Source organism: Marinobacter sp. UBA2688, from assembly GCF_002352785.1.
GTDB classification, from domain to species: domain Bacteria; phylum Pseudomonadota; class Gammaproteobacteria; order Pseudomonadales; family Oleiphilaceae; genus Marinobacter; species Marinobacter salarius.
Genome location: NZ_DELU01000024.1, coordinates 248,504 through 274,198, shown reverse-complemented (window position 1 = coordinate 274,198; position 25,695 = coordinate 248,504). Strand labels below are relative to the sequence as shown.

Annotated in this window: 22 protein-coding genes; 10 read left to right on the top strand and 12 right to left on the bottom strand. The window is 59.0% G+C overall.

The annotated features are described in order from the left end of the window. Positions 1–186 precede the first annotated feature (186 nt). The gene (gene radC / locus B3M52_RS14405) at positions 187–861 is read right to left on the bottom strand and encodes a RadC family protein (protein ID WP_036210865.1); all 675 of its coding nucleotides are present in this window, start codon (positions 859–861) and stop codon (positions 187–189) included. Between the two features lie 165 nt (positions 862–1,026). Here radC and coaBC point away from each other — a divergent pair, with 165 nt between their 5' ends. The 7 genes from coaBC to argA all read left to right on the top strand — a co-directional run bounded on the left by coaBC (position 1,027) and on the right by argA (position 10,356). Then, complete coding sequence (gene coaBC / locus B3M52_RS14400; RefSeq protein ID WP_075194213.1) at positions 1,027–2,241, top strand: bifunctional phosphopantothenoylcysteine decarboxylase/phosphopantothenate--cysteine ligase CoaBC; 1,215 nt, start codon at positions 1,027–1,029, stop codon at positions 2,239–2,241. A gap of 12 nt (positions 2,242–2,253) precedes the next feature. After that, entirely contained in the window at positions 2,254–2,715 is a 462-nt protein-coding gene (dut, locus tag B3M52_RS14395) for a dUTP diphosphatase (protein ID WP_007153743.1), read from the top strand. An 84-nt stretch (positions 2,716–2,799) separates the two neighbouring features. Then, positions 2,800–5,427, top strand: a complete 2,628-nt coding sequence (locus B3M52_RS14390) for a phosphomannomutase/phosphoglucomutase (protein ID WP_075194214.1) — start codon at positions 2,800–2,802, stop codon at positions 5,425–5,427. Between the two features lie 48 nt (positions 5,428–5,475). Beyond that, positions 5,476–6,372 carry an acetylglutamate kinase gene (gene argB, locus B3M52_RS14385; RefSeq protein ID WP_007153745.1) on the top strand — a complete coding sequence of 299 codons (897 nt, stop codon included), beginning with the start codon at positions 5,476–5,478 and terminating at the stop codon, positions 6,370–6,372. A 67-nt stretch (positions 6,373–6,439) separates the two neighbouring features. Continuing rightward, on the top strand, positions 6,440–7,678 hold the full coding sequence (locus B3M52_RS14380; protein WP_075194215.1) for an acetylornithine deacetylase: 1,239 nt from the start codon (positions 6,440–6,442) through the stop codon (positions 7,676–7,678). Positions 7,679–7,704: 26 nt separating this feature from the next. Beyond that, on the top strand, positions 7,705–8,865 hold the full coding sequence (gene argE, locus B3M52_RS14375; protein WP_036210875.1) for an acetylornithine deacetylase: 1,161 nt from the start codon (positions 7,705–7,707) through the stop codon (positions 8,863–8,865). A gap of 180 nt (positions 8,866–9,045) precedes the next feature. Beyond that, on the top strand, positions 9,046–10,356 hold the full coding sequence (gene argA, locus B3M52_RS14370; RefSeq protein WP_036210878.1) for an amino-acid N-acetyltransferase: 1,311 nt from the start codon (positions 9,046–9,048) through the stop codon (positions 10,354–10,356). Here the strand turns inward: argA and B3M52_RS14365 are convergent. After that, positions 10,327–11,397 (bottom strand): aminopeptidase, encoded by a 1,071-nt coding sequence (locus B3M52_RS14365; protein ID WP_036210881.1) that lies wholly within the window; start codon positions 11,395–11,397, stop codon positions 10,327–10,329. The genes argA and B3M52_RS14365 overlap by 30 nt on opposite strands. A 168-nt stretch (positions 11,398–11,565) precedes the next feature. Between B3M52_RS14365 and B3M52_RS14360 the strand changes: the two genes are divergently transcribed. Continuing rightward, the gene (locus tag B3M52_RS14360) at positions 11,566–15,315 is read left to right on the top strand and encodes a DUF1631 family protein (RefSeq protein WP_036210884.1); all 3,750 of its coding nucleotides are present in this window, start codon (positions 11,566–11,568) and stop codon (positions 15,313–15,315) included. 19 nt (positions 15,316–15,334) lie between these two features. Next, positions 15,335–16,201: a phosphoribulokinase gene (locus B3M52_RS14355; protein WP_075194216.1), complete on the top strand. Its 867-nt coding sequence runs from the start codon at positions 15,335–15,337 to the stop codon at positions 16,199–16,201. A gap of 6 nt (positions 16,202–16,207) precedes the next feature. Here the strand turns inward: B3M52_RS14355 and B3M52_RS14350 are convergent, their stop codons facing one another. The 4 genes from B3M52_RS14350 to B3M52_RS14335 form a co-directional block, all read right to left on the bottom strand. Continuing rightward, complete coding sequence (locus tag B3M52_RS14350) at positions 16,208–17,065, bottom strand: pirin family protein (RefSeq protein ID WP_075194217.1); 858 nt, start codon at positions 17,063–17,065, stop codon at positions 16,208–16,210. A gap of 35 nt (positions 17,066–17,100) precedes the next feature. Continuing rightward, the gene (locus B3M52_RS14345; RefSeq protein ID WP_036210893.1) at positions 17,101–17,703 is read right to left on the bottom strand and encodes an FMN-dependent NADH-azoreductase; all 603 of its coding nucleotides are present in this window, start codon (positions 17,701–17,703) and stop codon (positions 17,101–17,103) included. Between the two features lie 157 nt (positions 17,704–17,860). After that, positions 17,861–18,652 (bottom strand): adenosylmethionine decarboxylase, encoded by a 792-nt coding sequence (gene speD / locus B3M52_RS14340; RefSeq protein ID WP_036210896.1) that lies wholly within the window; start codon positions 18,650–18,652, stop codon positions 17,861–17,863. A gap of 256 nt (positions 18,653–18,908) precedes the next feature. After that, complete coding sequence (locus tag B3M52_RS14335; RefSeq protein WP_036210899.1) at positions 18,909–19,331, bottom strand: OsmC family protein; 423 nt, start codon at positions 19,329–19,331, stop codon at positions 18,909–18,911. A 236-nt stretch (positions 19,332–19,567) separates the two neighbouring features. On the opposite strand from B3M52_RS14335, the gene crp reads away from it, so the two are divergent. Further along, positions 19,568–20,209: a cAMP-activated global transcriptional regulator CRP gene (gene crp, locus B3M52_RS14330; protein WP_007153756.1), complete on the top strand. Its 642-nt coding sequence runs from the start codon at positions 19,568–19,570 to the stop codon at positions 20,207–20,209. 66 nt (positions 20,210–20,275) lie between these two features. On the opposite strand, the gene B3M52_RS14325 is transcribed toward crp, so the two are convergent. From B3M52_RS14325 to B3M52_RS14300, 6 genes are all read right to left on the bottom strand, one after another. Further along, a complete protein-coding gene (locus tag B3M52_RS14325) occupies positions 20,276–21,157 on the bottom strand; it encodes an alpha/beta fold hydrolase (protein ID WP_075194218.1) in 882 nt (293 codons plus the stop codon). A 96-nt stretch (positions 21,158–21,253) separates the two neighbouring features. Then, positions 21,254–22,330, bottom strand: a complete 1,077-nt coding sequence (gene modC, locus B3M52_RS14320; RefSeq protein WP_075194219.1) for a molybdenum ABC transporter ATP-binding protein — start codon at positions 22,328–22,330, stop codon at positions 21,254–21,256. Continuing rightward, complete coding sequence (gene modB, locus B3M52_RS14315; RefSeq protein ID WP_041332518.1) at positions 22,327–23,007, bottom strand: molybdate ABC transporter permease subunit; 681 nt, start codon at positions 23,005–23,007, stop codon at positions 22,327–22,329. Before modB ends, modC begins: the two co-directional genes overlap by 4 nt. Further along, positions 23,007–23,807, bottom strand: coding sequence for a molybdate ABC transporter substrate-binding protein (gene modA, locus B3M52_RS14310; protein WP_075194220.1), 801 nt, complete (start codon positions 23,805–23,807; stop codon positions 23,007–23,009). The genes modB and modA overlap by 1 nt, the downstream gene beginning before the upstream one ends. 23 nt (positions 23,808–23,830) lie before the next feature. Next, the gene (locus tag B3M52_RS14305) at positions 23,831–24,628 is read right to left on the bottom strand and encodes an SDR family oxidoreductase (RefSeq protein ID WP_036210911.1); all 798 of its coding nucleotides are present in this window, start codon (positions 24,626–24,628) and stop codon (positions 23,831–23,833) included. A gap of 64 nt (positions 24,629–24,692) precedes the next feature. Further along, positions 24,693–25,610, bottom strand: a complete 918-nt coding sequence (locus tag B3M52_RS14300; RefSeq protein WP_075194221.1) for an alpha/beta fold hydrolase — start codon at positions 25,608–25,610, stop codon at positions 24,693–24,695. Between the last annotated feature and the right edge of the window lie 85 nt (positions 25,611–25,695).

The following is a 25,695-nucleotide window of genomic DNA, read 5'->3' as shown; positions in this document are numbered from 1 at the left end:
AAAATGCGTATTTAAATCGTTTAATCGGGTCTCTGGTTGCTACCTGCGCCTCAAAAAATGCACGCTGCTCGCCAGACGCCGCCAGAAAGGGACGCTTTTATACCAGAACTGCCTCCCCAACGCAAAAATTTGTTGGGAATTTGGCCAGTTTTCCGATGAAGCGCCAACAGGTTTACATCAGCCCCTTTACATCAGTCCCCGTTCTGCAAGTGATATTACCTCACCATGGCCGACAACCATATGGTCAAGAACCCTGATATCCACCAACTCCAGTGCCTCTTTCAATCTCCGGGTCAGTGAAATGTCCGACTGGCTGGGCTCTGCGACCCCTGACGGGTGGTTATGGGCGAATATAACCGCCGCTGCGTTAAACTCCAGGGCTTGCCGGACCACCTCCCTCGGGTAGACAGCTGCGCCGTCAATGGTCCCCCGGAACAACTCCTGATAGCGGATCACCCGATGCCGGTTATCCAGAAACAGGCCTGAGAAAACCTCGTGGGGGTAGGTGCCAAGGCGGCTGCACAGGAAACGACGGGTATCCTCCGGCGAGCGCAATGGGTCCCCCTGGCGAAGTGGCTCGTCCATGACCCGTCGGGCCATTTCCATAGCCGCCTGGACCTGGGCGTACTTTGCAGTACCGAGCCCTTTGACGTCGCAGAATTGCCTGCGCGAAGCGGTCATCAATCCTCGCAGGCCACCGAAGGCTTCGGTGAGATGGCGGGCGAGCGCCATCACGGGCATGCCGGCAGTGCCGGTTCGCAAAAAAATGGCCAGCAGTTCCGCGTCCGACAGGCTGTTGGCGCCGTGGGCCAGCAGGCGTTCCCTCGGGCGTTCGTCGGTGGGCCAGTCTGAATGTGACATGGTGGAGTCCTTTCTACCGTTATTGCGCGCATCCTGCGCCTTAAATACCGGGGTGGGGGTCGCCCGGTGAACGGCTGGAATTCTAGCATGGCTGTGAGGCTGCCGGCAGCGCTCTGGCATGCTATCTTATAAGCCTTTCATTTCGTGATGAATACGGAGCCGTTGATGGCCGCTAAACGAATTCTGCTGGGCGTGACCGGTGGCATCGCTGCCTACAAGAGCGCAGAACTGGTTCGCCTGCTAAAAAAATCCGGTCACGAGGTACGGGTTGTGATGACCCGTGGTGCCGAGGCCTTCGTGACACCACTGACGTTTCAGGCGCTTAGCGCTGAGCCGGTCAGAACCTCTTTGCTGGATCCGGAAGCAGAGTCCGGAATGGGGCATATCGAACTGGCAAAATGGGCCGATCAGGTAGTGATTGCGCCCGCCTCCGCGGATTTCATAGCCCGCCTGGCCCAGGGCATGGCTGACGATCTTCTGACCACGCTTTGTTGTGCCACAGAGGCCCCCATTGCAGTGGCTCCGGCGATGAATCAAGCCATGTGGGGTAATCGCCGAACCCAGAGAAACATTGAGCTGCTGGCGGCGGATGCCCAGGTGACCCTCCTGGGGCCCGACCAGGGCGCGCAGGCCTGCGGTGATGTCGGGCCGGGCCGAATGCTGGAGCCCACTGTGTTGTTTGACCTGATTTCCGGTGCCACCAAAGGCCCGCTGGCGGGCCGGCGTGTGGTTATAACCGCGGGCCCTACGCGGGAGCCGATTGACCCGGTGCGCTATATCAGCAATTACAGCTCTGGCAAAATGGGGTATGCGTTGGCCTCAGCCGCAAGAATGGCCGGTGCGGACGTCGTCCTTGTCAGTGGTCCGGTGTCCATCGAAGCGCCGGCGGGTGTTGAGGTTCGCGGTGTGACAACCGCGCAAGACATGCTGGAGTGTGCCAGTGGCGCTGTGGATGAAGGCTGCGACCTGTTTATTGCGACGGCGGCGGTGGCGGATTATCGCCCCGACAGCTGTGCTGGCGACAAGATCAAGAAAACGGATGAAGGCATGAGTCTGTCGCTGGTGCGTAATCCCGATACCCTTGCTGCCATAGCTGCGCGTGCCGATGCGCCCTTTACCGTGGGTTTTGCGGCAGAAACCCGGGACGTAGAGCATTATGCCCTCGACAAACTGACACGCAAAAAGCTGAATATGATTGTGGCCAACGACGTGTCTACGCCAGGGCTGGGTTTCAACAGTGACAGTAACGCAGTGATTGCTTTCTGGGCCCAGGGCCAGGAGGCGATCGGGCCTGACACCAAGGTGGCCATCGCTCAGCGACTGATGGCACTGATTGGCGAACACCTCAAATCAAAGGCTGGCGCAGCCGGCGCTCTGTAACAAGGAAACTCAATGACCCGCAAAACCTTTCAGGTACGCATTCTGGATGACCGGATCGGTCGTTCAGTCCCTTTTCCCGAGTATGCGACGGATGGCTCTGCAGGGCTGGACCTGCGCGCCTGTCTGGACGCACCGCTCACACTGAAGCCGGGGCAGACCGAACTGATAAAGACCGGACTCTCGATTCACATCGCGGATACTTCGTTGGCAGCGATGATTCTTCCCCGCAGCGGTCTCGGCCACAAACATGGCATTGTGTTGGGCAATCTGGTGGGCCTGATCGATTCCGACTATCAGGGCGAGTTAATGGTTTCCTGCTGGAATCGGGGGCAAAGCGAGTTCACCATCGATGTGGGTGAGCGTATTGCGCAGCTGGTGCTGGTGCCAGTGGTACAGGCAGACTTCGAAGTGGTGTCTTCCTTTGACGCCAGCGTGCGAGGTGACGGCGGCTTTGGTTCCACGGGAACGCGATGAGGCGTCAGGCGCAGATCGCTGCTCAGGGTCTATACTTCCCTGATAATTGAAGAATTCGGGCGAATAACACCTGCAGGATGGACTATGAAGCTTGGTAAAAAGAAGAACTCTGAGGACGCTGCACCCGATGCCAAACCGGACGGGAAGCAGACAAAAAAACAGAGCAAGGAGAAAAAATCAGCCACCGGCCCACGGCATAAACGGCTGACGTCCGTTGCCGTTTCCCAGGCTGTCGTGGTGGTGCTTGCCGGCGTGGCTTCGGCAGCATTGCTGTATTTTCTGTTGGCGGTTCCGGCAGAGTCCCGTCGTTACGACAGTCAGGCTGCCCTGGAGGCAGACGCCGTGGCCGTGCGCGTCAATCAGCAGCTTGCCTTGCTGCAGTCCACGGTTGAGGGTGTCGCCGATCAGGATTATGTGCGCGCCGCCCTGAGAGGGGAGGCTTCTCTGAGTGCCGCCGCAGCAAATCTTGCCAAGGTGTTGCCGGATATTGAGGCCGTCTACCTTTTCCCCTACGGAGACATTCCCCGTACCTCCTCCGAACCCACACTGGGTTTTTCCGGCCTGGACCTTGCTCGTCGCGCCGAGACGGGGCAAAGGCTTTTCCCGGATGCGTTTCCGCGCAACGGCCAGTGGTATCTGCAGATGTCGACCCCGGTTCGCAACCCCCAGAGTCGAGCCGTCACTGGCAGTGTCCTGGTGGTGTTTGATGCCGCACGGCTGCAACCCCTGATGACCGGTGTTAACTCGGCATTGGGCGGAGAGTTTTCCCTTGTTCAGTCGGTAAATGGTTCAACCCGCAACATCGTCAGCCGCGGTAGTGGCAATGGCCCGACGTACGAGCGGGATCTTGTCAACCCTGACTGGAAGCTCCGATACAAACCTGCCACTGCCCCCGCGCCGCTTTTCAGTGGCACGATGGCTATTGTGTTTGCGCTTGTTCCGGCCCTGGTCGCCGCAATCATTGTCTGGGTCTTGCTCGGCAATGCCCAGAAAGGGCTGCGACAGGACGTAACGGCCGTTATCCAGTGGGCCCATAAGGTCTTTGGTGGTGAGCGGGTGAAGCCACCGACGTTGAAGTGGGACATGGTGGCGTCGACGGCTGAAGTGCTGCACCGGCTCGCCCAGATGGTGGAAAAACGGGTTGCCAAGGCCGGTGAATCGGCGCGGCCGAAACCGGGCAGTCGGCAGCCATCCCCATCAACCGCCGATGAGCCGTTGTTCCAGGACAAGGACGTACTGGACATAGATATGCTTGATGGCGATGACGATGTGCTGGGCTTTGGCGGGTCCGATGGCCTTGACGATACGCCAGACGTCGAAGAGGTCAGCCTGCCTGAGGCCGAGGTCTCAGACACCATATTCCGGGCCTACGACATTCGTGGCATTGTTGGCGATACCCTGACGGCGGATATTGTCACCGTCATCGGCCGTGCCATCGGCAGTGAGGCTATTGAGCGGGGAGTGGACAGTCTGTGCATCGGGTACGATGGCCGGCATTCCAGCCCCGACCTGGCCGATGCGCTGGCGCGGGGCGTCATGGCCACTGGATGCAACGTCATCCATGTGGGGGCCGTGCCCACCCCGGTACTCTACTTTGCGACCCACGAGCTGGATAACGGTTCCGGTGTTATGGTGACCGGCAGCCACAACCCGGCCAACTATAACGGTCTGAAGATCATGCTGGGTGGCGAAACCCTGTCCGGCGAGGCAATCCAGAAACTGCTGCAGCGAATCCGTACGGGTGACTTTGCCAGTGGCCATGGTGCCCAGTCTTCAGAGGATGTGCGCCGCGCTTATCTGGATCGTATCGTGGGTGACATTGCGGTTGCGGCGCCCTTGAAGGTGGTGCTGGATGCTGGAAATGGCATCGCCGGAGAGCTTGCACCGCTACTGATCGAAGAGTTGGGCTGCGAAGTGATACCGCTTTACTGTGAGGTGGATGGTAATTTCCCCAATCATCACCCCGATCCTGGCAAGCCGGAAAATCTGGCGGACCTTATCGAGCGCGTGAAGGTCGAAGGCGCCGATATCGGCCTGGCTTTCGATGGCGACGGCGACCGCCTGGGCGTTGTGACCAACACCGGGAAAATCATCTGGCCGGACCGCCTGCTGATGCTTTTTGCCCGGGATGTGGTGTCGCGCAACCCCGGTGCCGATGTGCTGTACGACGTAAAGTGCAGCCGTCGCCTTGCGGGTGTGATCTCCGAGGCTGGTGGCCGGCCAATCATGTGGAAAACCGGTCACTCGTTGATGAAGGCCAAGATGAAGGAATCCGGTGCCTTGCTGGCGGGTGAAATGAGCGGGCATATCTTCTTCGGCGAACGCTGGATGGGCTTTGATGACGGCTTGTACTCCGCTGCCAGATTGCTGGAAATCCTTGGCATCGAAGACCGGCACTGCGATGAGGTCTTTGAGGATTTCCCCGAAGATATCAGCACCCCGGAGCTGAACGTGGAGGTCTCCGACGAGACCAAGTTCCCATTGATGGAAAAGCTGGGCCGCGAAGGGGACTTCGGTGACGGAAACATCAGCACCATTGACGGTATCCGCGTTGAATTTACCGATGGCTGGGGCCTGTGCCGTGCTTCCAACACCACACCGGTGTTGGTACTCCGCTTCGAGGCTGAAACCGAAGAGGCGCTCGAGCGTATCAAGGCGGTATTCCGTGAGCAGCTTCAAAAGGCGGCTCCGGACCTTGTCGCGGATTTCTGACAGCTCTGAAATAATGAACCGACTTTTCTGACTAACAAGGCAAGATGAATGGCTCTGGATCGTGAAACAGCAATGCAGGTGGCGGCCGTACTGAGTAAGGGGCTGCCCTATATCCAGCGGTTTACCGGAAAAACGGTGGTGATCAAATACGGCGGCAACGCCATGGAAAATGAGGAGCTGAAAAGCAGCTTCGCCCGTGATGTCGTTCTGATGAAGCTGGTGGGTATCAACCCCATTGTGGTCCACGGTGGCGGCCCCCAGATCGGTGAATTGCTCGAGCGCCTCAACATCAAATCCAATTTTGTGAACGGTATGCGCGTTACCGATAGCCAGACCATGGACGTGGTGGAAATGGTGCTGGGCGGCCAGGTTAACAAGCAGATTGTCTCGCTAATCAACTCCCATGGCGGTACAGCAGTTGGCCTGACCGGAAAGGACGCCAATCTGATCCGCGCCCGCAAGCTGGAAGTCATGAACCGTTCCGCGGAGCTGCAGCGTCCGGAAATCATTGATATCGGTCACGTGGGCGAAGTTGCCAGCGTGAACGTGGAAGTGATCGACATGCTCACCCGTAGCAATGTTATTCCGGTGATCGCTCCGATTGGTGTTGGTCCCGATGGTGCGTCCTACAACATCAACGCCGATCTGGTAGCGGGCAAGGTGGCGGAAGCCATGAAGGCAGAAAAGCTGATCCTGCTAACCAATGTGTCCGGCCTCAAGAGCAAGGAAGACAAAGTGCTGACCGGATTGACCGCAAAACAGGTCAACGAGCTGATAGACGATGGCACCATCCACGGCGGTATGCTGCCCAAGATCCGCTGCGCCCTGAGCGCTGTGGAGAATGGTGTTCGAACCTCCCACATCATTGATGGCCGCGTAGCCCATGCAACGCTGCTGGAAATCTTCACGGATGAAGGTGTCGGCACCCTGATCTCCCGTAACTGACCAATGCCGCCTGTTGCCTCGCAATGCGAGGTAACATCCTGGCGTCACGCCCCAAGAGGACCACATCATGAAGCGCCTGCTGACCTTTCTGGTTATCCTGGCCCTGATAGGCTACCTGTCGTTCAAAGGGGCGGTCTGGTGGCTGGCTGACCAGCGGCTGGCCGATGCCCAGCAGGCGATTGAGGAACTGGGCGTTATTGATCGGGGTCATATTCGCTCGGACCTCGTCGGCCGACTGGTGCTGGGTGATGGCAGCTACCAGGATTTCCGGCTTACCCGCCCGGTGGCGTTCGACCGGTTGATGTTCAATGCAGGCTCTCCGGTCGCCCTCGTGCGTGCGCTCCTGGACCCTGCGGACCTGCCCCCGCATTGGTCATTGGTGGCGGAGAACCTGAGCCTGGGTCTCGACACCAACATGTTCCGTAACTGGGTGACGGCAGCAGGCGACGCAACCCCGGCGTTGTTCTCACCGGTCTGCGGTCCTGATCATCGCCAGCAGTTGGGTAGCGGTGATCTGATGCGTCTTGGTGTCGATGGTGTGTCCGGGGAGGCTATGGTCATTCAGAGTGGCGATGGTCTCTACGCGGAGCTGACGACCGCCAACGCCGGCAGCGTGGAATTGGACTGGCCCGGCGCTCGCCTGAATCCGCTGTCATTGCCGGCCCTGCCGGAATCCACGCAGTCGCCGGTTACTGTGACATTGCGGGATGGTGGCCTGATGCGTCGTGTTGCGGCCTACTGTGCCAGGGAATCGGGTGTGGAAACCGGGGAATGGGCCGGTATCGTCATGGCAGCGTTTCGCGACTCGCTGGCGGCTCGTGGCTTTGGCGCCAGTGACCAGTTGCTGGCCCTCTACCGACAGTGGCTGACAGAAGGCGGAGAACTGACCCTGGAATTGAATCCTTCGGCACCGGTATGGGGCGTGCCTGTTCGCAGCGATGAATCCGCAGACGCCAGCCTGGCCGTCCGCTACAACCGTTCGGTGGTGCCCGATGTCTATCTTGAGCGCATCGAGCCCGCGGTGCCGGATGTGCCTCAGGAAGTGCTTGAACCGGTAGTGCCGGGAGAGGGTGCCCCGGTCGTCGATGGCTGGAACCTGGCCGACACGGAGAATGCTGAAACCTGGGTTGGGCGCACGGTGAGAGTTACGCTGGACAATGGTAATGTTGTGGAAGGCCGCCTGGTCAGCGTGGGTGACGAACGACTGGAAGTCGCACGGCTGATTGATGGCGGGGAAGTGGCGTATCCGATCGCCATCAGACTGATTGCAACGTTTGAGGTCTGGCGCCAAGGCCAGGCCCGCTAGCCCCACACCGGGGCGGAGAGTGTTCTATGTCCGGATCCATCCAACACCTGCCTGGCATTCGCGAGATGCTCACCAGGCTGATTTCACAGCCGTCGATCAGCAGTGCGTCTGCCGAGTGGGATCACAGCAACGAACCGGTGGTGCGTACCCTGGCCGAATGGCTGGAGCCCATGGGGTTCAAGGTCGAGATACTGGAAGTGCCCGGATTGCCCGGAAAGTACAACCTGATCGCGACACTGGGCAGCGGCCCTGGCGGTCTGGTGCTCTCGGGCCATACCGATACCGTCCCGTTTGACGACAAGCGCTGGCAAAGCGACCCGTTTACCCTGACCGAACGGGACGACCGCTGGTATGGCCTTGGCACCTGCGACATGAAAGGCTTTTTCCCGCTGGCCATTGAAGCGGCCAAAGCCTTTGTGGACCAGGACCTGAAGCAGCCACTGATCATTCTCGCCACCGCCGACGAGGAAAGCTCCATGGATGGTGCCCGGGCGCTGGCCGAGGCCGGTCGTCCCAAGGCCCGCTATGCGGTCATCGGTGAGCCTACCGGCTTGAAGCCTGTGCGCATGCACAAGGGCATCATGATGGAGCGCCTCGTGTTCGAGGGCCAGTCCGGCCATTCCTCTGACCCGTCCCTTGGCCGCAACGCGATGGAAGGCATGCACGAAGCGCTGGGTGAACTGCTCGCGCTGCGGTCGGGGTGGCAGGCGAAATACAGCAACCCCAATTTCAAGGTTCAGTTACCCACCATGAACCTGGGTTGCATCCACGGCGGTGATAATCCTAATCGCATTTGCGCCCGCTGCGAGTTGCATTTTGATCTGCGCCCCTTGCCCGGCATGGACATGAAGGCACTGCGCCAGGAGATACTCGACACCCTGCAGCCGGTCGCCAAAAGCCGTGAGTTGTCGCTGACATTTGAGCCGTTGTTCGATGGTGTGCCGCCATTTGAAACCCCGGCCGAAGCCGAGCTGGTCCGCGCCTGTGAGAAACTGACAGGCCATACTGCGGAAGCGGTAGCCTTTGCCACGGAAGCACCGTGGTTGCAGAAATTGGGTATGGAAACCCTGGTTATGGGCCCCGGCTACATCGATCAGGCACACCAACCCGATGAATTCCTGGAGTTGTCGCAGTTGGACCCGGCGGTAAAAATCCTCAAAGGATTGATCACAAGGTTCTGCCTTTGATCGTTTGGAAGGCAGCTCAGTGGTATAACGAGGGTATTGGCGGGAGACTCTCCCAAAACCGTGGAGCGCCAGGGATGGCGCGACCGAGCCCTACAGGGACGTATTCACGGGCGTGTTTTGGGAGAGTCTCCCGCCAATACCCGGAACGCTCCATAAGCTGAAAACTCGCAGGAGAAGAGTTTGAAATCGAACGAATGGCTGCACGGATTCCGCCACTCATCGCCCTATATCAATGCACACCGTGGTCGCACTGTGGTGTTGACGATTGGGGGGGATGCGATTGCCCATGACAACCTGATCAACATCATTCATGACATTGCTTTGCTAAGCAGTTTGGGTATCCGGCTCGTGGTGGCCTTCGGTGCAAGGCCCCAGATTCAGTCGCGTCTGGACGCGGCAAACGAAGAATCCACTTTCCACCGAGGCTTGCGGGTAACGCCGGAACAACAATTGACGCCGGTGCTGGAAGCCATTGGTGGGCTGCGGGCGTATCTGGAAAGCCAGTTGTCCATGGGACTGGTGAACTCACCCATGCATAACGCACGAATCAGGGTAAGCAGCGGCAACTATGTCACCGCGAGGCCGGTAGGCGTTCTGGACGGCATCGATTTTGGCTATACCGGGCAGGTTCGTCGGGTAGACGTGGCCGGAATCGAGAAATTGCTGGAGTTGGGCCATATCGTACTGCTGCCGCCGCTTGGGTATTCGCCGACCGGAGATGCCTTTAACCTGTCTTATGAAGATGTGGGTAGCCAGGTGGCCGCTGCGCTACAGGCTGAGAAGCTCATCATGTTTGCCGAGAATCAGGGGTTGCTGGATGAAAATGCCGGACTGATCCGTGAACTGTCCGCTCGTCAGGCATCTGATCGTCTGGCGGCAGGTATGGTGCAGGGGCATGATGGCGATCTGCTGCGGGCAGCCTGTGACGCCTGCGTGAAAGGTGTGCGTCGGGCTCATATTATCAGTTACGTCGATGATGGCGCGTTGCTGGAAGAGCTGTTTACCCGTGACGGTGCGGGCACGCTGGTCAGTGGTGACAACTACGAGCAGATCCGCCAGGCCCGGGTGGAGGACATTGGCGGTATTCTCGGCTTGATCCAGCCGCTGGAAGAGCAGGGCATTCTGGTGCGCCGTTCCCGGGAAATGCTGGAAACCGAAATCAGTCGGTTCGTGGTGGCTGAGCGGGACGGCACGATTGTGGGATGCGCTGCGCTTTACCATTACCCCGATGAAGGTGCGGGCGAGCTTTCATGTTTCGCCGTGGACCAGGCCTATCGCCGTGCCGGTCGCGGTGATGACATCCTGGCGATGGTTGAAAAGCTGGCCCGGGGCCAGGGCATCCAACGGTTGTTCGTGCTGACCACCCAGACCGAACACTGGTTCCGGGAACGGGGGTTCCAACCTTCCACGGTGCGTGAATTGCCGGGGCCGAAGCTGGCGTCCTACAACACCCAGCGTAACTCAAAGGTCTTCGTGAAAGCGTTGTCCTAGATCGGATAGCCGGCGCTGTCGAATGTCTTGGGACTGATCTGCCAGGGTCTCCACCGCTTTATAGAAGTCGCTGAAGTCGCCAGCATGGTCCCGGAGTAACTGTCGGAAGGCGGGCACATGCTGGTTGTACTGGCTGAACAGGGCGAGGTTGGCGTTGTTCAGTCCGGTCGGATTTTCTCCAAACGGTCCTGGCTGCTCCCAGGTTGCTGACAGGGCCAGGTAATCGTCCTGGAGGGCCTGGAACAGCTGCGCTTTCTGATGTCGGAGTTCCGTCTTGGGCAGGGTGCCCTGTCGGGCGTAGAGTGCTTCAAGCTGCCGTGATACGTCCTCGACCAGGGCGAGGGTCTGGTTGCGTTGACGTAGACGCGCCAGCGCCCTCTGGAACCCCGAACCATCGCCCTCTGTTTCTAGCCACAGCCGGAGGCCCTCCAACTCCACGGCAGTTGCGAAGCTCTCATTAAAGGCCGTATCGTCGCTTATATAGACCACGCGATGCGCCAGTTCATGGAACATCAGCGCTACCATGCGGTTGTCTGGCAACGACGTGAAGCCGGTGTGTAGAGGGTCGTCGAACCAGCCCAGGGTTGAATAGGCGGTGACACCACCAATGAACGTGTCGTAGTTGTCCGCCATGAATAATTGCTGCTCGTTCCGGGCGTTCTCCAGCTCGTAGTAGCCCCGGTAGGCCTGGCAGCCAACCACTGGATAGCACCACCGATGGGCCTGAAGGGAAAACTCCGGAACGGCCACCAGATTGACAACCACCCAGGGCCGCCCGAGCTCAGCGTACTTTGCAAAGGCGTCTCCCACCGGCAGTGCCAGACGATGCGCGGCAAACTGACGGGCTTCGTTCGCCACCAGGAGTTTCTGCTTCAACGCCGGCGGTGTTGATGGTGTGTCGATCAGTCCGGACACGGATTGCGTGGACATCATCAGTGACAGGTGGCCACTGACCGCCTGGCTGTAATAACCTAAAGTCGTACACCCTGAAAGTGTCGTTATCAGTAGCATAACGAAGTAGATCTGACTAAGCTGTTTCATAGTCCAGGCTGTTATTTTGTGGCTGGCTGGCATAGCTGCCAGACGCTATATTACAGCCATGTTCCCCCAAGTAGCAGGTAGCTACCGCTGCCTTTCAGGGATACCGGCCGGTGACAGAAACAGTTTACCCTATCGGGTCACTCGGCTTTACCAGATATCAGGTAGTTCATGGATCCGAAAGAACGTCGTTCTAGTCCCCGCCAACCGATTAAACTCGCTGCTCAGCTGGATGTTGGCAGTGGTGACAATCTACCGTGCCAGATCGCCGACTTTTGCGCGGAAGGCCTGTTTGTACGTTATTCCGGGGAAACGTCCAGAAAACTGGATCAGGTGCTCTCGCGGGGTGCCGAGGAACTGGTGGTACGCTTTCGCAGCCCTGATGGCCGTAAGCGCCATGAGCTTCATGTAAATATCAGGCGGCGGATAGAGGGCGCCATGGGCGTGAGTTTTACCCGCTCCAACCCGGAAGCCGTCAGCGCCATGCTGGAGCAATGTGGTGCCAACCGTCATCAGGACCGTGCGTCACTACGGGCACCCAGTGACAAGGTCCAGTTTGTTCTGCATCAATCCGCGAAGGCGGTGATTCAGTATATTGAGCCGTTGATGGATGCCTGCCTTGTGCAGATGACAACCGCCTTGCGGGATGCTGCCCAGAAGGCTGGCAATGACCAGCAGGCGAATGAGTACATGGATGCCTCTGGCCAACTTCAGGCCCGTCAGCGGGTCATCTGGCATCAGATGGCGCGTAGCCTGGAATCGCCACTAAAGCCTGCTCCGAAGGGGTTTCCAGGGTCTGAATTGTCGGTTGTCGACAAGGGCGAGTTCGAAGACTGGCTGACGATTCGGGTGATGGTCACGAAGGCGGATACCCAATATCGGGGTGAATTGCTTCAGCTGAAGTTGCGGCTCGATAAACTGGGCATCGCCAATTCCACGGGGCATCATAATCCGTTAGGGCCTTCGCTGATCTGTGAGTCTTTCCATGTTGGCTTGAGCCAGCTCAAGGCGGATCGCGAGGTAGAAAAAGTCTGCCTGCGTGTCTTCGAAAAATCGGTGCTGATGCACCTTGGGCCGCTGTACCGGGAGTTGAACAGCATCCTGATCCGCCATGGTGTGCTGCCGGACCTGGATCTCAGCAAGTATCTCAGTGAGCAGGCGCCAAAGACATCCGAACAGAGCGAGAAAAAACCAGCTCCGCCGACGGAAGCACGGCAACCGGACGACTCTGGAGCGGCGGTACAGCAGGCCCCGGCGCAAAAGAGCAGCCAGCAGTCATCCCGTAAGTCGGTGACCGAGTTTCGGGGCTATGCCAGCGCCGCCCAGAACGCTTTTGCCACGGTAAAAAACCTCCTCGGTACCCTGTCTGCCAGCCGCCTGGCAAGGGGCGACGTTGCTCCTGCTGATTTTTCCCCCGGTGCGAGGGAGCTGTCTGCCGGAGAGTTACAGAAGCAATTGCAGGAGCTCCAGGTACAGGCTGCGACGGTGGCTCCGGACCAGCCCTCCCTCCGCGAACGTGTCGTGGAAAGAGTGAAGGAAAGCGGTGAACATGCCCTGGGCGAAGAGCAACAGGGCACGCTGGACGTGGTGGACCGCTTCTTCAACAGTGTGGTGGAAAGCCCGAAACTCAGTGAATACGCCCAGTCGCGGATGCGCCAGCTGGAAGTGCCAGTGCTGAAAGTGGTGATGCGCGACCCGGAATTCTTCGACGACCAGGAAAGCCCGGTGCGCGGTGTGATGAATCGCCTGGCCCAGTTGGGTGTGAAAGGCGGCCGCATCAATCCGGTTGTTCAGCGGCGTATTGATGAGCTGATCCAGCGGATAGCCACCGATTTTGAGCAGGATACCAGCGTGTTCGAGAACGCGGTGCAGGAGTTGGACTCGCTGATTGATCGCCAGAACCTGGTCTACCGCCGCAACGTGGAAAGGGTAACGGCAGCAGCGGAGGGCGCCCAGAAGGTTTCTGAATCCAAGAAGGCGGTTGCCCGGGTGCTGGAGCTTAAACTGGCCGGGAAAAAAGTGCCGAAAGCCGTGGTCAGTCTGCTGGATGGCGGCTGGCGAGACCTGCTGTCGCTGACCTGGATACGCCAGGGAGAGGACAGCCCTCTGTGGCAGGATTACCTCTCGGTGATCGATTCGCTGATGACCTTCGCGGAGGATCCGCAAAGCAATATCAATCTGCCCGAGCTGCTGCGGGTGATCCAGGATGGACTGGCGTCCATTTCCAGCAACCACATGCCGTCCTCCCAGATACGCGACGAGCTCAAGCAGTTTCTGGTGCGCAGCCCTGAAAACCCGCCCGAGATGGTGGAGATTCCACCGTCGAAAAGCGAGGACGACAAGCGTCAGGCAATGTCCGAGCGTGATCAGCGCAGCCTGCAGCGGTGGATCAACCGGGCACAGCAATTGCGTACCGGCGACTGGTTGCGGGATCAGGAAAAACCGGATGAGCCCCAGTATATCCGCCTGGTATGGGTAGCCCGAGGCTTCAGTCGATTTGTATTCGTCAATCATCAGGGTATGCGCGTGGTCGAGCTGGCGCTGGAGGCTTTGGCCCAACACATGCGCAAAGGCATTATCGTTCCGGACAACCAGTACGACCGGCCCCTGGTGGATGAGAGCATCGACCGGATGGTGCGTAAGGTCTATGACCAGTTGTCGTGGGCGTCCACCCATGACGAGCTGACCGGCTTGCTGGGGCGCCGCGAATTTGAACGTATGTTGGATCAGCAACTGGCCAGGCGCGAGGACCAGCGGGCTCTTGTGTTGCTGGACCTGCGGCAGTTCCGTCTGCTCAACGATACGGCCGGCTATCAGGCCGGTGATGAAGCATTGCGCAGGGTGGCTGATGTGCTTCGCAGCCATGTTGGTGATGGCATGCCGCTGGCCCGGTTCTCGGGGAACGAGTTCGCGTTTATGTTGCCGGCGGAAAACGCCCTGGACGCGTCTCGTGGGATAGTCTCAGCCATAGAAGCCATGGAATTTGTTTTCGACAGTGGCAGTTACCATCTCTCTGCCAGTGTTGGCCTGGCACCTGAGTTGCCGGCGCTGGCAAATGCCGAACGTTGGCTGAAGGCGGCGGAGGAAGCCATGAAGTCGGCCAAGAAACGCGGCCATGGCAAGGTGATGGAATACACCCTGGATGCGCATGACCATGCCCGTCAGGAGCAGATTGCAGCGAAGGTGGCCAACCTTGGGGATCTCAACGAGGAGCGTATGTTGCTGCGTTGCCAGAAGATCATCCCGCTGCACGCGCGTACGTCCATGGCAGCGCAGTATGAGGTTCTCATCAGTATGTATGGTGATGACGGCAACCTTATCACCGGCAAGGATTTTGTCCGCATGGCGGAGCGTTATGATCGCATGCAGGCGGTGGACCGCTGGGTGGTGGGGCATATGCTGGACTGGCTGCGCGACCACGCACCGGATCCGAAGCACATGGGTGGGATTTGCATCAACCTTTCTGGCCACTCGTTGAATGATCAGCAGTTGATGGAGTTTATTTACGACAAGCTGAGCCAGAAGGACGCACCCATTGAACGACTGTGGTTCGAAATAACCGAGGCCTCCGCGATCAACGACATTCAGGGCATTTCAGAATTCATTGAGGAAATGAAGGAGCTGGGATGCCGTTTCTGCCTGGGGGATTTTGGCAGTGGGCCAACGTCGTTCCAGTTCATGCGCAGCCTGCCGGTGGACATGATCAAGCTGGACAGCGCCTTCACCAGCCAACTGGACACCAGTGAAACCGATCAGGCCATGGTGAAGTCCATGGTGGATATGGCGCACTACATGAAACGGGAAGTGATTGCTTCACGGGTTGAAACCCGCGCGGTTCTCGATATGCTGACCAGTCTGGGTGTGGATTACGCTCAGGGTTTCACCATCGAAAAGCCGCGGCTGCTGACCAGCCTGGACTGACTTTCCGGACCTCCTGCTTATGTCTAAACGCCATCCGATCATCGCGGTTACCGGCTCCTCCGGCGCTGGAACCACCACTACGGGTGAGATATTCAGCCGCCTGTTTGCCAGCGAAGGGCTGCGGGCCGCCATGGTCAGTGGTGACAGCTTCCACCGCTACAACCGTGAGCAGATGGCCCGCCTCGCGGCGAAGGGGCAGTTCGGTGAACGCAATCATTTTGCCCTGGCGGCGAACCATGTCGACAAGCTGGAAGCCCTGTTCTATGACTATGGGCACACCGGCAACGGCCAGTTCCGCCAGTATGTGCATGACGAAGACCGGCGGTTGATTGAGGCCGGCCACAAACCGGGTACCTTCACCCCCTGGGGACCGCTGGCGGCGGAAACCGATCTTCTGTTCTACGAGGGGCTGCATGGGGGCGTGGTCAGCGATGCCTACAACATTGCCCAGTACGTGGATCTGTTGGTGGGAGTGGTACCGATCGTCAACCTGGAATGGATCCAGAAAATTCACCGCGACACCAACAAGCGAGGGTACTCACAGGACGCCGTCGTTCAGACCATCGTCAACCGTATGGACGATTACGTGCACGATATTGTCCCTCAGTTTGCGCACACCCATGTGAACTTCCAACGCATTCCGCTGGTGGATACCTCCAATCCTTTTGTGGTCCGCGATGTGCCGACAGAAGACGAGAGCCTGATCGTCATCCGGTTCCGAGACCCATCGGAGGTGGATTTCCCCTATCTGTTGCAAATGATTGGCGGCAGCAGCCTGTCCCGGTACGACACGCTGGTCATCCCGGGAACCAAGCTATCGCTGGCCATGGATCTGACCATGCGCCCGCTGGTGCAGGAACTGATCGCCCATAAGCCCTTTGCCTGAAGGCCTTCAGGCCGTCAGACGGCCGTCCCTGTAGTCCCGCAGAGTCTGCTCGATCTCTTCACGACTGTTCATCACGAACGGGCCATACTGCACCACAGGCTCGCCAATCGGTTTGCCGGCAATCAGCAGCACTCGGGCTCCGTTCTTACCGGCGCCAACGCGGACGCTGTCACCTTCGGAAAGAATGCTTGCCGCTGAGCGTTTCAGGGGCTGGGGGCCTGTCGCTGAATGCAGGGACGCTTCTCCGGCGTACAGATAGAGCAGGCCTTCCAGTTCCGGATCGATCGGCAGCAGGGTTTCCTGTCCCGGTTCCAGGTGGATATCCGCATACAAAGGCCGTGTGCTACCTCCGGTGACGGCGCCCTGGTGTATCTGGCCGTCAACGGTCAGCTCTCCAGCCACCAGCTTGATAACTCCACCATCGAAGGTAATGGCTGGTATTTCATCAGGCTGGATATCGCGGTAACCCGCCGGTTTCATTTTGTCCGCAGCCGGCAGATTGAGCCACAGCTGGAAACCGCGCATTTGCCCCGATTCCTGCTGGGGCATTTCAGAGTGGACAATGCCCCGCCCGGCGGTCATCCATTGCACGCCGCCATTCTTCAGGTTGCCCTGGTTACCGAGATGATCCTCATGCAGCATGTGCCCTTCGATCATGTAGGTAACCGTTTCAAATCCGCGATGCGGATGTGACGGGAAGCCGGCCATGTAATCCTGCGGTTGGTCGGAACCGAATTCGTCCAGCATCAGGAAGGGATCGAGACGGACGTTCTGCTGCTGTCCGAGGGAGCGCTTGATACGAACGCCGGCGCCATCGGACGTTTCGGTACCGGGAATAACCTGTCTGAGGGTTCGTTCTGTCATGACGGATCTCCTTCCAATGCCAAAAATCGCCGGGTTCAGGCGGTCAGGGTTTCAATGGCTCGTCCGGCCTCTTGCAGGGAATTCTCTTTTTTATCATCCCCCATATTCAGGCCCTCGGCGTAGACAAAGTGAACGTCCTTGAGGCCGATAAAACCAAGGAAGGATCGAATGAACGGCGTCTGGGAGTCGTTCGGCGTGCCGGCGTATAGGCCGCCGCGCGCCGCCAGGATGTACACCGGCCGATCTTCCAGAAGGCCAACAGGGCCGCTCGCCGTGTATCGGAAAGTGATGCCGGCCCGGGCAATGTGGTCGAAATAGGCTTTCAGCACCGACGGTACACCGAAGTTGTACATCGGCACACCCATAACAATGACGTCTGCGTCGACAACTTCACTGATCAGCAAATCTGAATAATCGACGACGCCTTGCTGTGAGCCATCGCGGTCGTCCGCGTTGGTCAGGAAGGCACCGAACCGTTCGGCGTCCAGATGCGGTACCGGCTCTGCGGAGAGATCCCGATAGGTGGCCTGGATGTCGCCGTAGGTCTGCCGGAGCTGGTCCAGTGTCTGACTGACGAGTCTGGATGACTGGCCGTCCTGACCAAAAATGCTTGCGGTAATAATGAGAATATTCTTCATGTTCAGAGCCTCTTGGTTGATTAGAACGCTATGAGGCTATTGAACTGCGTGACGGGAGAAGATGAAATCGGAGAATCTTGGAATGGTTGTTCAGTTAAATTGAACAAGTTGGCCCGCGCCCCGGTAAGGCGCAGGCTCAATCTTTCTGTGCGTGTTACTACTCTACGTTGCGGGAGTAGAAAATCTCCAGCATTTCCCGGCGCAGACGATCCTCGATGGACTGTGCTTCCTGGGGGTCAAGATCGCTGGCATTGACTCCGAACACATAGTTATCCAGATCGAAATTCTTGAGCATCATCTTGGTGTGGAACAGGTTTTCCTGATACACGTTGACGTCAATCATCTGGTAGGCGTTCTGGGTATCTTCGGTCAGGTAGTTCTGGATCGAGTTGATGTCGTGGTCGATGTAGTGCTTGGTGCCGTCCACGTCGCGGGTAAAGCCGCGCACACGATAGTCCACCGTGACCACATCGGAGTCGAAGCTGTGGATCAGGTAGTTCAGTACTTTCAACGGCGAGATCAAACCGCAGGTCGACACGTCGATATCCGCCCGGAAGGTGCTGATGCCTTCGTAGGGGTGGCTCTCCGGGTAGGTATGTACTGTTACGTGGCTTTTATCCAGGTGGGCCACGATGGCATCCGGCAGGGGGCCGGGTGACTCTTCGTTGTCCGGTTCACCGTTGCTGAGTTCGTGTTCGGCAATCAGCATGGTGACAGAGGCGCCGTGGGGCTCATAGTCCTGACGGGCAATATTGAGCACGTTGGCACCGATGATCTTGACCACGTCGGTGAGGATCTGGGTCAGGCGTTCGGCATTGTACATCTCATCGATGTAGTCAATGTAAGCTTCACGTTGCTCTTCGGTCTGCGCATAACAGATGTCGTAGATGTTGAAGCTCAGTGATTTGGTCAGGTTATTGAAACCATGTAACTGTAGTTTGGTTTCCATGTTCAGCCCCCCCAATTGTCTGGAGATGAATGTCAGTGGTCATGTCTGTCTGATGCATGCCACCAAGGCCGCCACCGATAACTGACCGGATTGTTTACCTTTTGCGCAGACCGGCGGAGAAGGGTGCGTATTATGCACATCGACCTTCAATTTGGGTAGAGTACGGGGCAACATTCTAGCATCCGTAATAACCGCCGGTTTGCCACAGACTGGCAGGCCGCTGTGACCGCGTTGTGGGAACCTGTTGTTTGCCGGTTCAGGCGGTGTCGCGTATCTCATGGCTGTGGGTGATGGCAACGCCCGCCTTTTCCAGCATGATAGACGCAGAGCAGTACTTCTCGGCCGACAGGCTGACGGCCCGCTTCACCAGGTTTTCCTTGAGGTTGTTTCCGGTGACCACGAAATGCAGATGGATGCGGGTGAACACTGCCGGAACGGCGTCGGCCCGCTCCGCTTCGAGTTCGGCATGGCAGGCGGTGACGTCCTGACGGCTTTTCTGCAGAATGCTCATGACGTCGAAGGACGAGCAGCCGCCCAGCCCCATCAGCATCATTTCCATGGGGCGTGGCCCCAGGTCCTTGCCGCCATGGTCGGGTGGCCCGTCCATTTGCACCGAGTGGCCGCTGCCGCTGGTTGCCCGAAAGCTGGCGTCGCCGGTCCAGTCAATGGTTGCTTTCATCTGATTTCGCGCTCCGAGTGGGATATAACGTACGATTGGCAGCGATGCTAGCACATCCCGTCAGCACCAGCAGCCCGCTGAAAAGCAGCCCCGCTGATGTGGTCTATAATGTTTCAGGTTGCCGAAACCGAGCCATCTTGTTATAAGTTGCGCTCATAATGAATAAACCCGCAGGGAAAGCAGGGTGAATAAAAACATTGGGATCCCGCCAGTACAAAGGAGGCATGACTCGCACTATGGCCACTATCGTCAAGCCGGTTGAGCAGAAAACCAAGCATCTGGACTATTTTCTTTCGCAATGCCATCGCCGGCGTTACCCTGCCAAGAGCACCATTATTTATGCAGGGGACAAAAGCGATTCCCTGTTTTACATCGTCAAGGGCTCCGTTACCGTCATTATTGAAGACGACGATGGCCGCGAGATGATCATGGCTTACCTGAACGCTGGGGATTTCTTCGGTGAAATGGGGCTGTTCGACAACATGGATTCGCGCAGCGCCTGGGTAAAGGCGAAGACGGAGTGCGAAGTTGCCGAGATCAGCTATACCAAGTTTCGTGAAATCGCCCAGCAGGACCCCAGGGTTCTGTACTTCATCGGCGAGCAGATGGCCTCACGTCTGCGCCAGACCACCCGCAAGGTGGGTGATTTGGCTTTCCTGGACGTGACTGGACGGGTTGCCCGCACCCTGCTGGACCTGTGCAAGGAACCGGACGCCATGACCCACCCTGATGGCATGCAGATCAAGATCACCCGCCAGGAGATCGGTCGGATCGTGGGTTGCTCCCGGGAGATGGTCGGGCGGGTTCTGAAAACCCTTGAAGACCAGGGCCTGGTGCGAGTCAAGGGCAAGACCATGGTGGTGTACGGTACCCGCTAAAACCGATTACCACCCTGTCCCGAAAGGCCGCTGGAACCAGCGGCCTTTTTCGTTGTATGGGGCAGCTCAGGGGTGTGCAGCCACGAATGTGCGGACGGCACGAGATACGGCTTCGGGTTCCGTCAGTGGCGCCCAATGGGTTGTATCCAGCGTTTGCAGGGTTAATTTTCCGGTCCAGCGAACCAGATGCTCGTTCAGTTGAGGGCGCACATATGCGTCCCTGGTCGGGATGATTACCTGGACCGGACAGCGCGCCACCCGGGTTCGTGGCCGCAGCAACCGGGTCAGGAAGTTCGCCCGGTAAAGCTTGACCCCATACAGCCCGTCGGACTTCTGGGAGGCGCTGAACCTGGCATCGGCAACCTGCTCATGATGCTTCAGGTACCCTGGCCAGAGCCTGTCGAGGCCGGCTTTCCAGATCATTTCCGGGATCACAGGCACTTGGAACAGGAACACGTACCAGGAGCTTGTGAGTTGCTGGAGTACCTTCGCTGCCCCTGCCAGCCCGGGTGTTTCCAGCTGTTTCCGGAGCCAGAAGCCGATGTGGTCCAGACAGGGGCCGGAAATGGAGGTGTAGGAGCGAATGCGATTCTGCAAGGGCTCTCCGGTGACGGACTCCCAACTCTGGATCGCCCCCCAGTCATGCGCGATCAGGTGGAACTCGCGTCCGGGGATCAGGGTGTCTACCACGGCTTGGAGGTCGTCGGCCAGCAGGGCCAGGCGATAATCCCGGGTTTTTCGGGGCTTGCCGGACTTGCCGGCACCACGGACATCGTAACGGATCACCAGATACTCCTGGCTCAAGGCGGCGCTGACCTTGTCCCAGACCTGAAGATTGTCCGGGTAGCCATGAACCAACACCAGCGGCGTCGAGTCCGGATGGCCTTCGGTAACGGCATGGATAGTGAGCCCGCCGCTGTGCACCCAGTGTGTTTGATGATTGCCCACAATCAATACCTGCCCTGTGTTTGAGAGTCAGGTCAGGGTAACCATCCTGGCGCCGACGCCGGATAGCAGGGCGGGCCAAACACCGGGCCAAAGGTGTCAGTCCACGAGAGCTACGGACTTTATTTGCATCCACACGGTCTTGCCGGGTTCAAGGCCGAGCTGGTCTACGGAGCGGGTGGTCAGCCTTGATAACAGCGGTGTTGGCCCCGCCAGAAGCCGCACAAGGCTAACGCCCGGCGCCACATCCGGATCGACCTGATCGATGATGGCCGGAACCAGGTTCTGGATGCTCTGGTCGGAATGCTCAGCCAGCGCGAGGCTGATATCCCGCGCCAGGACCTGCACACGAACCCTGTCTCCCGGTGTCAGCCGGTCGTCCTGGCGCAACCACAGTTGGCCCCCGTCGAACCTGAACAGGGCCAGATGCCAGCGTGGGTCCAGATGGTCGATCCGTCCTTCCAGCAGAACCCCGGCATCGTCTTCCAGTCGAAAGGGGTTGTTGGTGCGGGCGAGCGTTTCCTGCAGCGGGCCCTGGGCCACCACCCGGCCATCCTCCATCATCACGATGTGGTCGGCCAGGCGGGCGACCTCTGGCGTGGAGTGGGACACGTAGATGATGGGAATCGCGAGGGTGTCCCGGAGCCTCTCGAGGTAGGGCAGGATGTCCTGTTTACTGGCTCGGTCCAGAGCAGACAGCGGCTCATCCATCAGTAACAGCCTTGGACTGGTCAGCAGTGCCCGCGCAATCGCGACCCGCTGGCGCTCACCACCGGAAAGTCCGGCCGGCATGCGCTCCAGGAGGGATTCCAGGCCAAGCCAGCGAACGGCGTCATCGAATCTGATCTGTCGTTCGCCGGCGGGAATGCGACGGTAACCGAACTCCAGGTTCCTGCGGACGTTCAGGTGGGGAAAAAGCTGGGTTTCCTGGAAAACGTACGCCAGGGCGCGCTTGTGTACCGGCCGGACGAGCTCTTCCGTCTGCCAGGGTTCGCCCAGCACGGTCATGGTTCCGGGCGCGTTCTGAAGGCCTGCCATGCACCGAAGCAGCGTGGTCTTGCCGCAACCGGAGTGCCCGAACAGGGCGGTAATGCCGGTACCCGGGAGGGTCAGGTCAACGTCCAGGTCGAACCCCGGAAAGGCACACCGGAAGCGGGCATGGATAGTGGCGGTCATCTGAGAGCTCCCGCGCGGGCTTTGCCGTTAAGCGCGTAGAGGGTCACCAGAACCACAAAGGAGAACACCACCATGCCGGCGGACAGCCAGTGGGCCTGGGCGTACTCAAGGGATTCCACGTGGTCGTAGATGGCCACCGACAACACCTTGGTTTCACCCGGGATGTTGCCACCGATCATCAGGATCACGCCGAACTCACCGATGGTGTGGGCGAAGGTGAGCACGGAGGCGGTCAGGAATCCGTTTCTTGCCAGGGGCACGGCGATAAACAGGAACCGCTCCCACGGGGCGGCACGAAGGGTTGCGGCGGCTTCCATGAACCCCTCGCCTACGGCTTCAAAGGCATTCTGCAGAGGTTGAACGGTGAATGGCAGGGAGTATATGACCGACGCCACCACCAGGCCCTCAAAGGTAAATGGCAAAAGGCCGATCCCGAGGGACTGTGTTATCTGGCCAACCCAGCCGTCAGGCCCCATGACCAGCAACAGGTAGAAACCGAGCACTGTGGGTGGCAGCACCAGGGGCAGGGCGACGATCGCTGCAACCGGCTGGCGCAGCCAGCGCCGGGAGCGGGCCAGCCACCAGGCGATGGGCGTGCCAATGAGCAGCAGCAACAATGTGGTGGTCGTGGCCAGCCTGAGTGTCAGCCAGACCGGGTCCCAGTAGGTTTCAAGCATCAGTCAGCCGTGTCGTAAGCGGGGTCATAGCCATAGCCCCGGATCGTGGCGATGGCAGTGTTCGATTTCAGGAAGTCCATCCAGGCCAAGGCTGCCTCATTGCTGGTTCCCCGGTTCAAAAGGATAGCCTGTTGGTCAATGGGTTGGTAATAGTCCTGGGGCACGTTCCAAAGGGAGCCTTCCTTGTCGTCCCAGGATGTTACCTGAGACAGGGCTACAAAGCCGGCCTGGGCGTTGCGGCTGACCACAAACTGAAAGGTCTGGGCGATGGAATCGCCACGAACCAGCTTCGCCTGCAGTGCCTGCCAATGGCCTAAATGTTCCAGAACCTGTTGTGCTGCAAGGCCGTAGGGCGCGGTCTTCGGGTTTGCCATGGCCAGCCTTGCGAACGTTTGCTGGGCCAGGTAGTTCTCAGCGTCCCCGAAAGCGTCCGGGGTCGGGCTCCAAAGCACCAGCTTGCCCCGGGCATAGGTGAAGCGGGTATTGGGGGCGCCGGCCCGCGCCTTCTCAATAAGCGCCGGTCTGCGTGCATCGGCGGCCATGAACACGTCGAAGGGCGCACCGTTCCGGATCTGGGCGTACAGCTTGCCGGTGGACCCGAAGCTGGCTGAAACCGTGTGGCCAGTCTTGGCTTCAAACTGTTTGGCCAGTTCGCGGGTGGTGTCGGTGAAATTAGCAGCAACGCCGAGGCTGACTTCACCGGCCATGACCGGGAGGCTGGCTATTGAAAAAAACAGCAGCGTGGCAATGCGTAAGAAGCAGACTCTTGGTTGATGATCCGCTGACGTGGATTGGTACATAACCGTTTTCAGTGACTCCAGATTCAGTTCTGCTTGCGCGCCAACTTAAACATCATCTCGGGAGCGACACGCTTGACCCAAAGCGCTGCCATTTCCTTGCCCTTGCCGACGGGAATCTCGCGTTTTCCCTTGGCCAGCGCACTGACGATGACATCCGCGCACTCGCCGACGTCCATGCCACCGGCAATGTTCTCGTCTTCCTCGCCGAAGGCAGAGCCATCGGCCGCCAGGGCATTGCGGGAAATGTCCGTGCGGATAAATCCGGGGGTGATGGTGGAGACCAGAATGCCATCGTCTTCCACCTCGGCCCGCAGGGCGTCGAAGAAGCCCATCACCGCGTGCTTGGCGGCACAGTAGCCGGTGCGCAGGGGGACGCCGACTTTACCGGCCACGCTGGCGGTCACCGCCAGGTGTCCGGATTGGCGCTCCAGCATATGGGGGAGCACGGCCTTGGTCAGCGCAATCTGCCCCATCACATCCACATCCAGTAGCTTCTGGTACACCGACAGCTCGGTATCCTTGCACAGAGAGCGTTGGGAAAGGCCGGCGTTGTTGATCAGCAGGTCGATCTGGCCGAAGTGACTGATGACGTGGTCGGCAGCTACCGGAAGTGAGGGCAGGTCGGTAACGTCAAGAGGCAATACCAGCATGTTTTCCGGGGCGGCGCCGGCATCAATGCAGTGCTGGCGGACCCTCTCCAGCTCTGGCTGGCGTCGCGCCGAAAGAACAACTCTTGCATTTTCGCGCGCAAACCTGGCTGCCAGGGCCTCACCAATGCCGGACGAGGCGCCGGTGATCCACACGACTCTGTTGGTAAACATGGGCTTACTCCGATTAGTTGGGTGGCATTGATCTTAGCGCCCCGGGCCGGTCGGCGTCATGTTTTTACGCGCCGGAGTCTGTCCCGGTACGCAGGCAGTCGAGGATGTGGTGCCAGACCTCGTCAGCATTGGTTTCATTGACCAGTTCGTGACGGGCGCCGGGAAACAGACGGTCGGAGGCAACGAGCAGGCCGGCGCCACGAAGGTTGGCAACATGCCGGTTGAAACCGTGTCCCATCTCGCCAACCGGGTCGCTGTCACCGGCCAGCAGGTGTATCGGAAGGTCCTTGCGCCATGTTTTTGGATTGATGGTCAGCATGCCACCAATGAAGTCGGACCATAGGCCTGCCGTGCAGGGAAAGCCGCAGAGTGGGTCTCTCAGGTAGCGGTCCACCTGTTGCGGGTCGCGGCTGAGCCAGTCATGGCTGGTGCGATTGGGGGAGAACGCCTTGTTGAAGGCACCGAAGGTCATATTGTCGATCAGGCGGCTGTGGTGCCGTTTCCCGCGCAGTGCCCGGAGAGAGCGGACCAGTGCCAGGGAGGCCCGCAACTTCGGTTTGTCGATACGATTGGTCGCGCAGAGGATCAGTCTGTCGATCTGGTCACCATACTGCTGGCTGAAGGCCTGGGCGATGAACGAACCCATGCTGTGGCCGAACAGCGTTAGCGGGAGGTCGGGGTGTTGCTTTCTGGCATGGACAACGACTTGCTGCAGGTCGTCCACTACTTTCTGCCAGCCCTTGTGGTCGGCGTAATGGCCAAGGTCAGTTTCGGGGCAATGCGGTCCGTGGCCTCGATGCTGGATCGCAATCACCGATACCCCCTGCTGGTTCAGCCAGAGCGCCAGCGGCTGGTAGCGGGCTGCATGCTCCGCCATGCCGTGGGCAATGACCAGCACGGCCGACGGGGCCTCCGCCGCCCACGACAGCAACGGAATTCGATGGTGATCGGGGCTGTTGATGAAACTTTCCTGCAGGTCCATGTTGGTCGATTCCGGGCGGGTTGTTGGCGTAAACGGGAGTCTAGCCGGAAATCGGGCCTTAATGTGAGACGGAGCCAGAAAATCC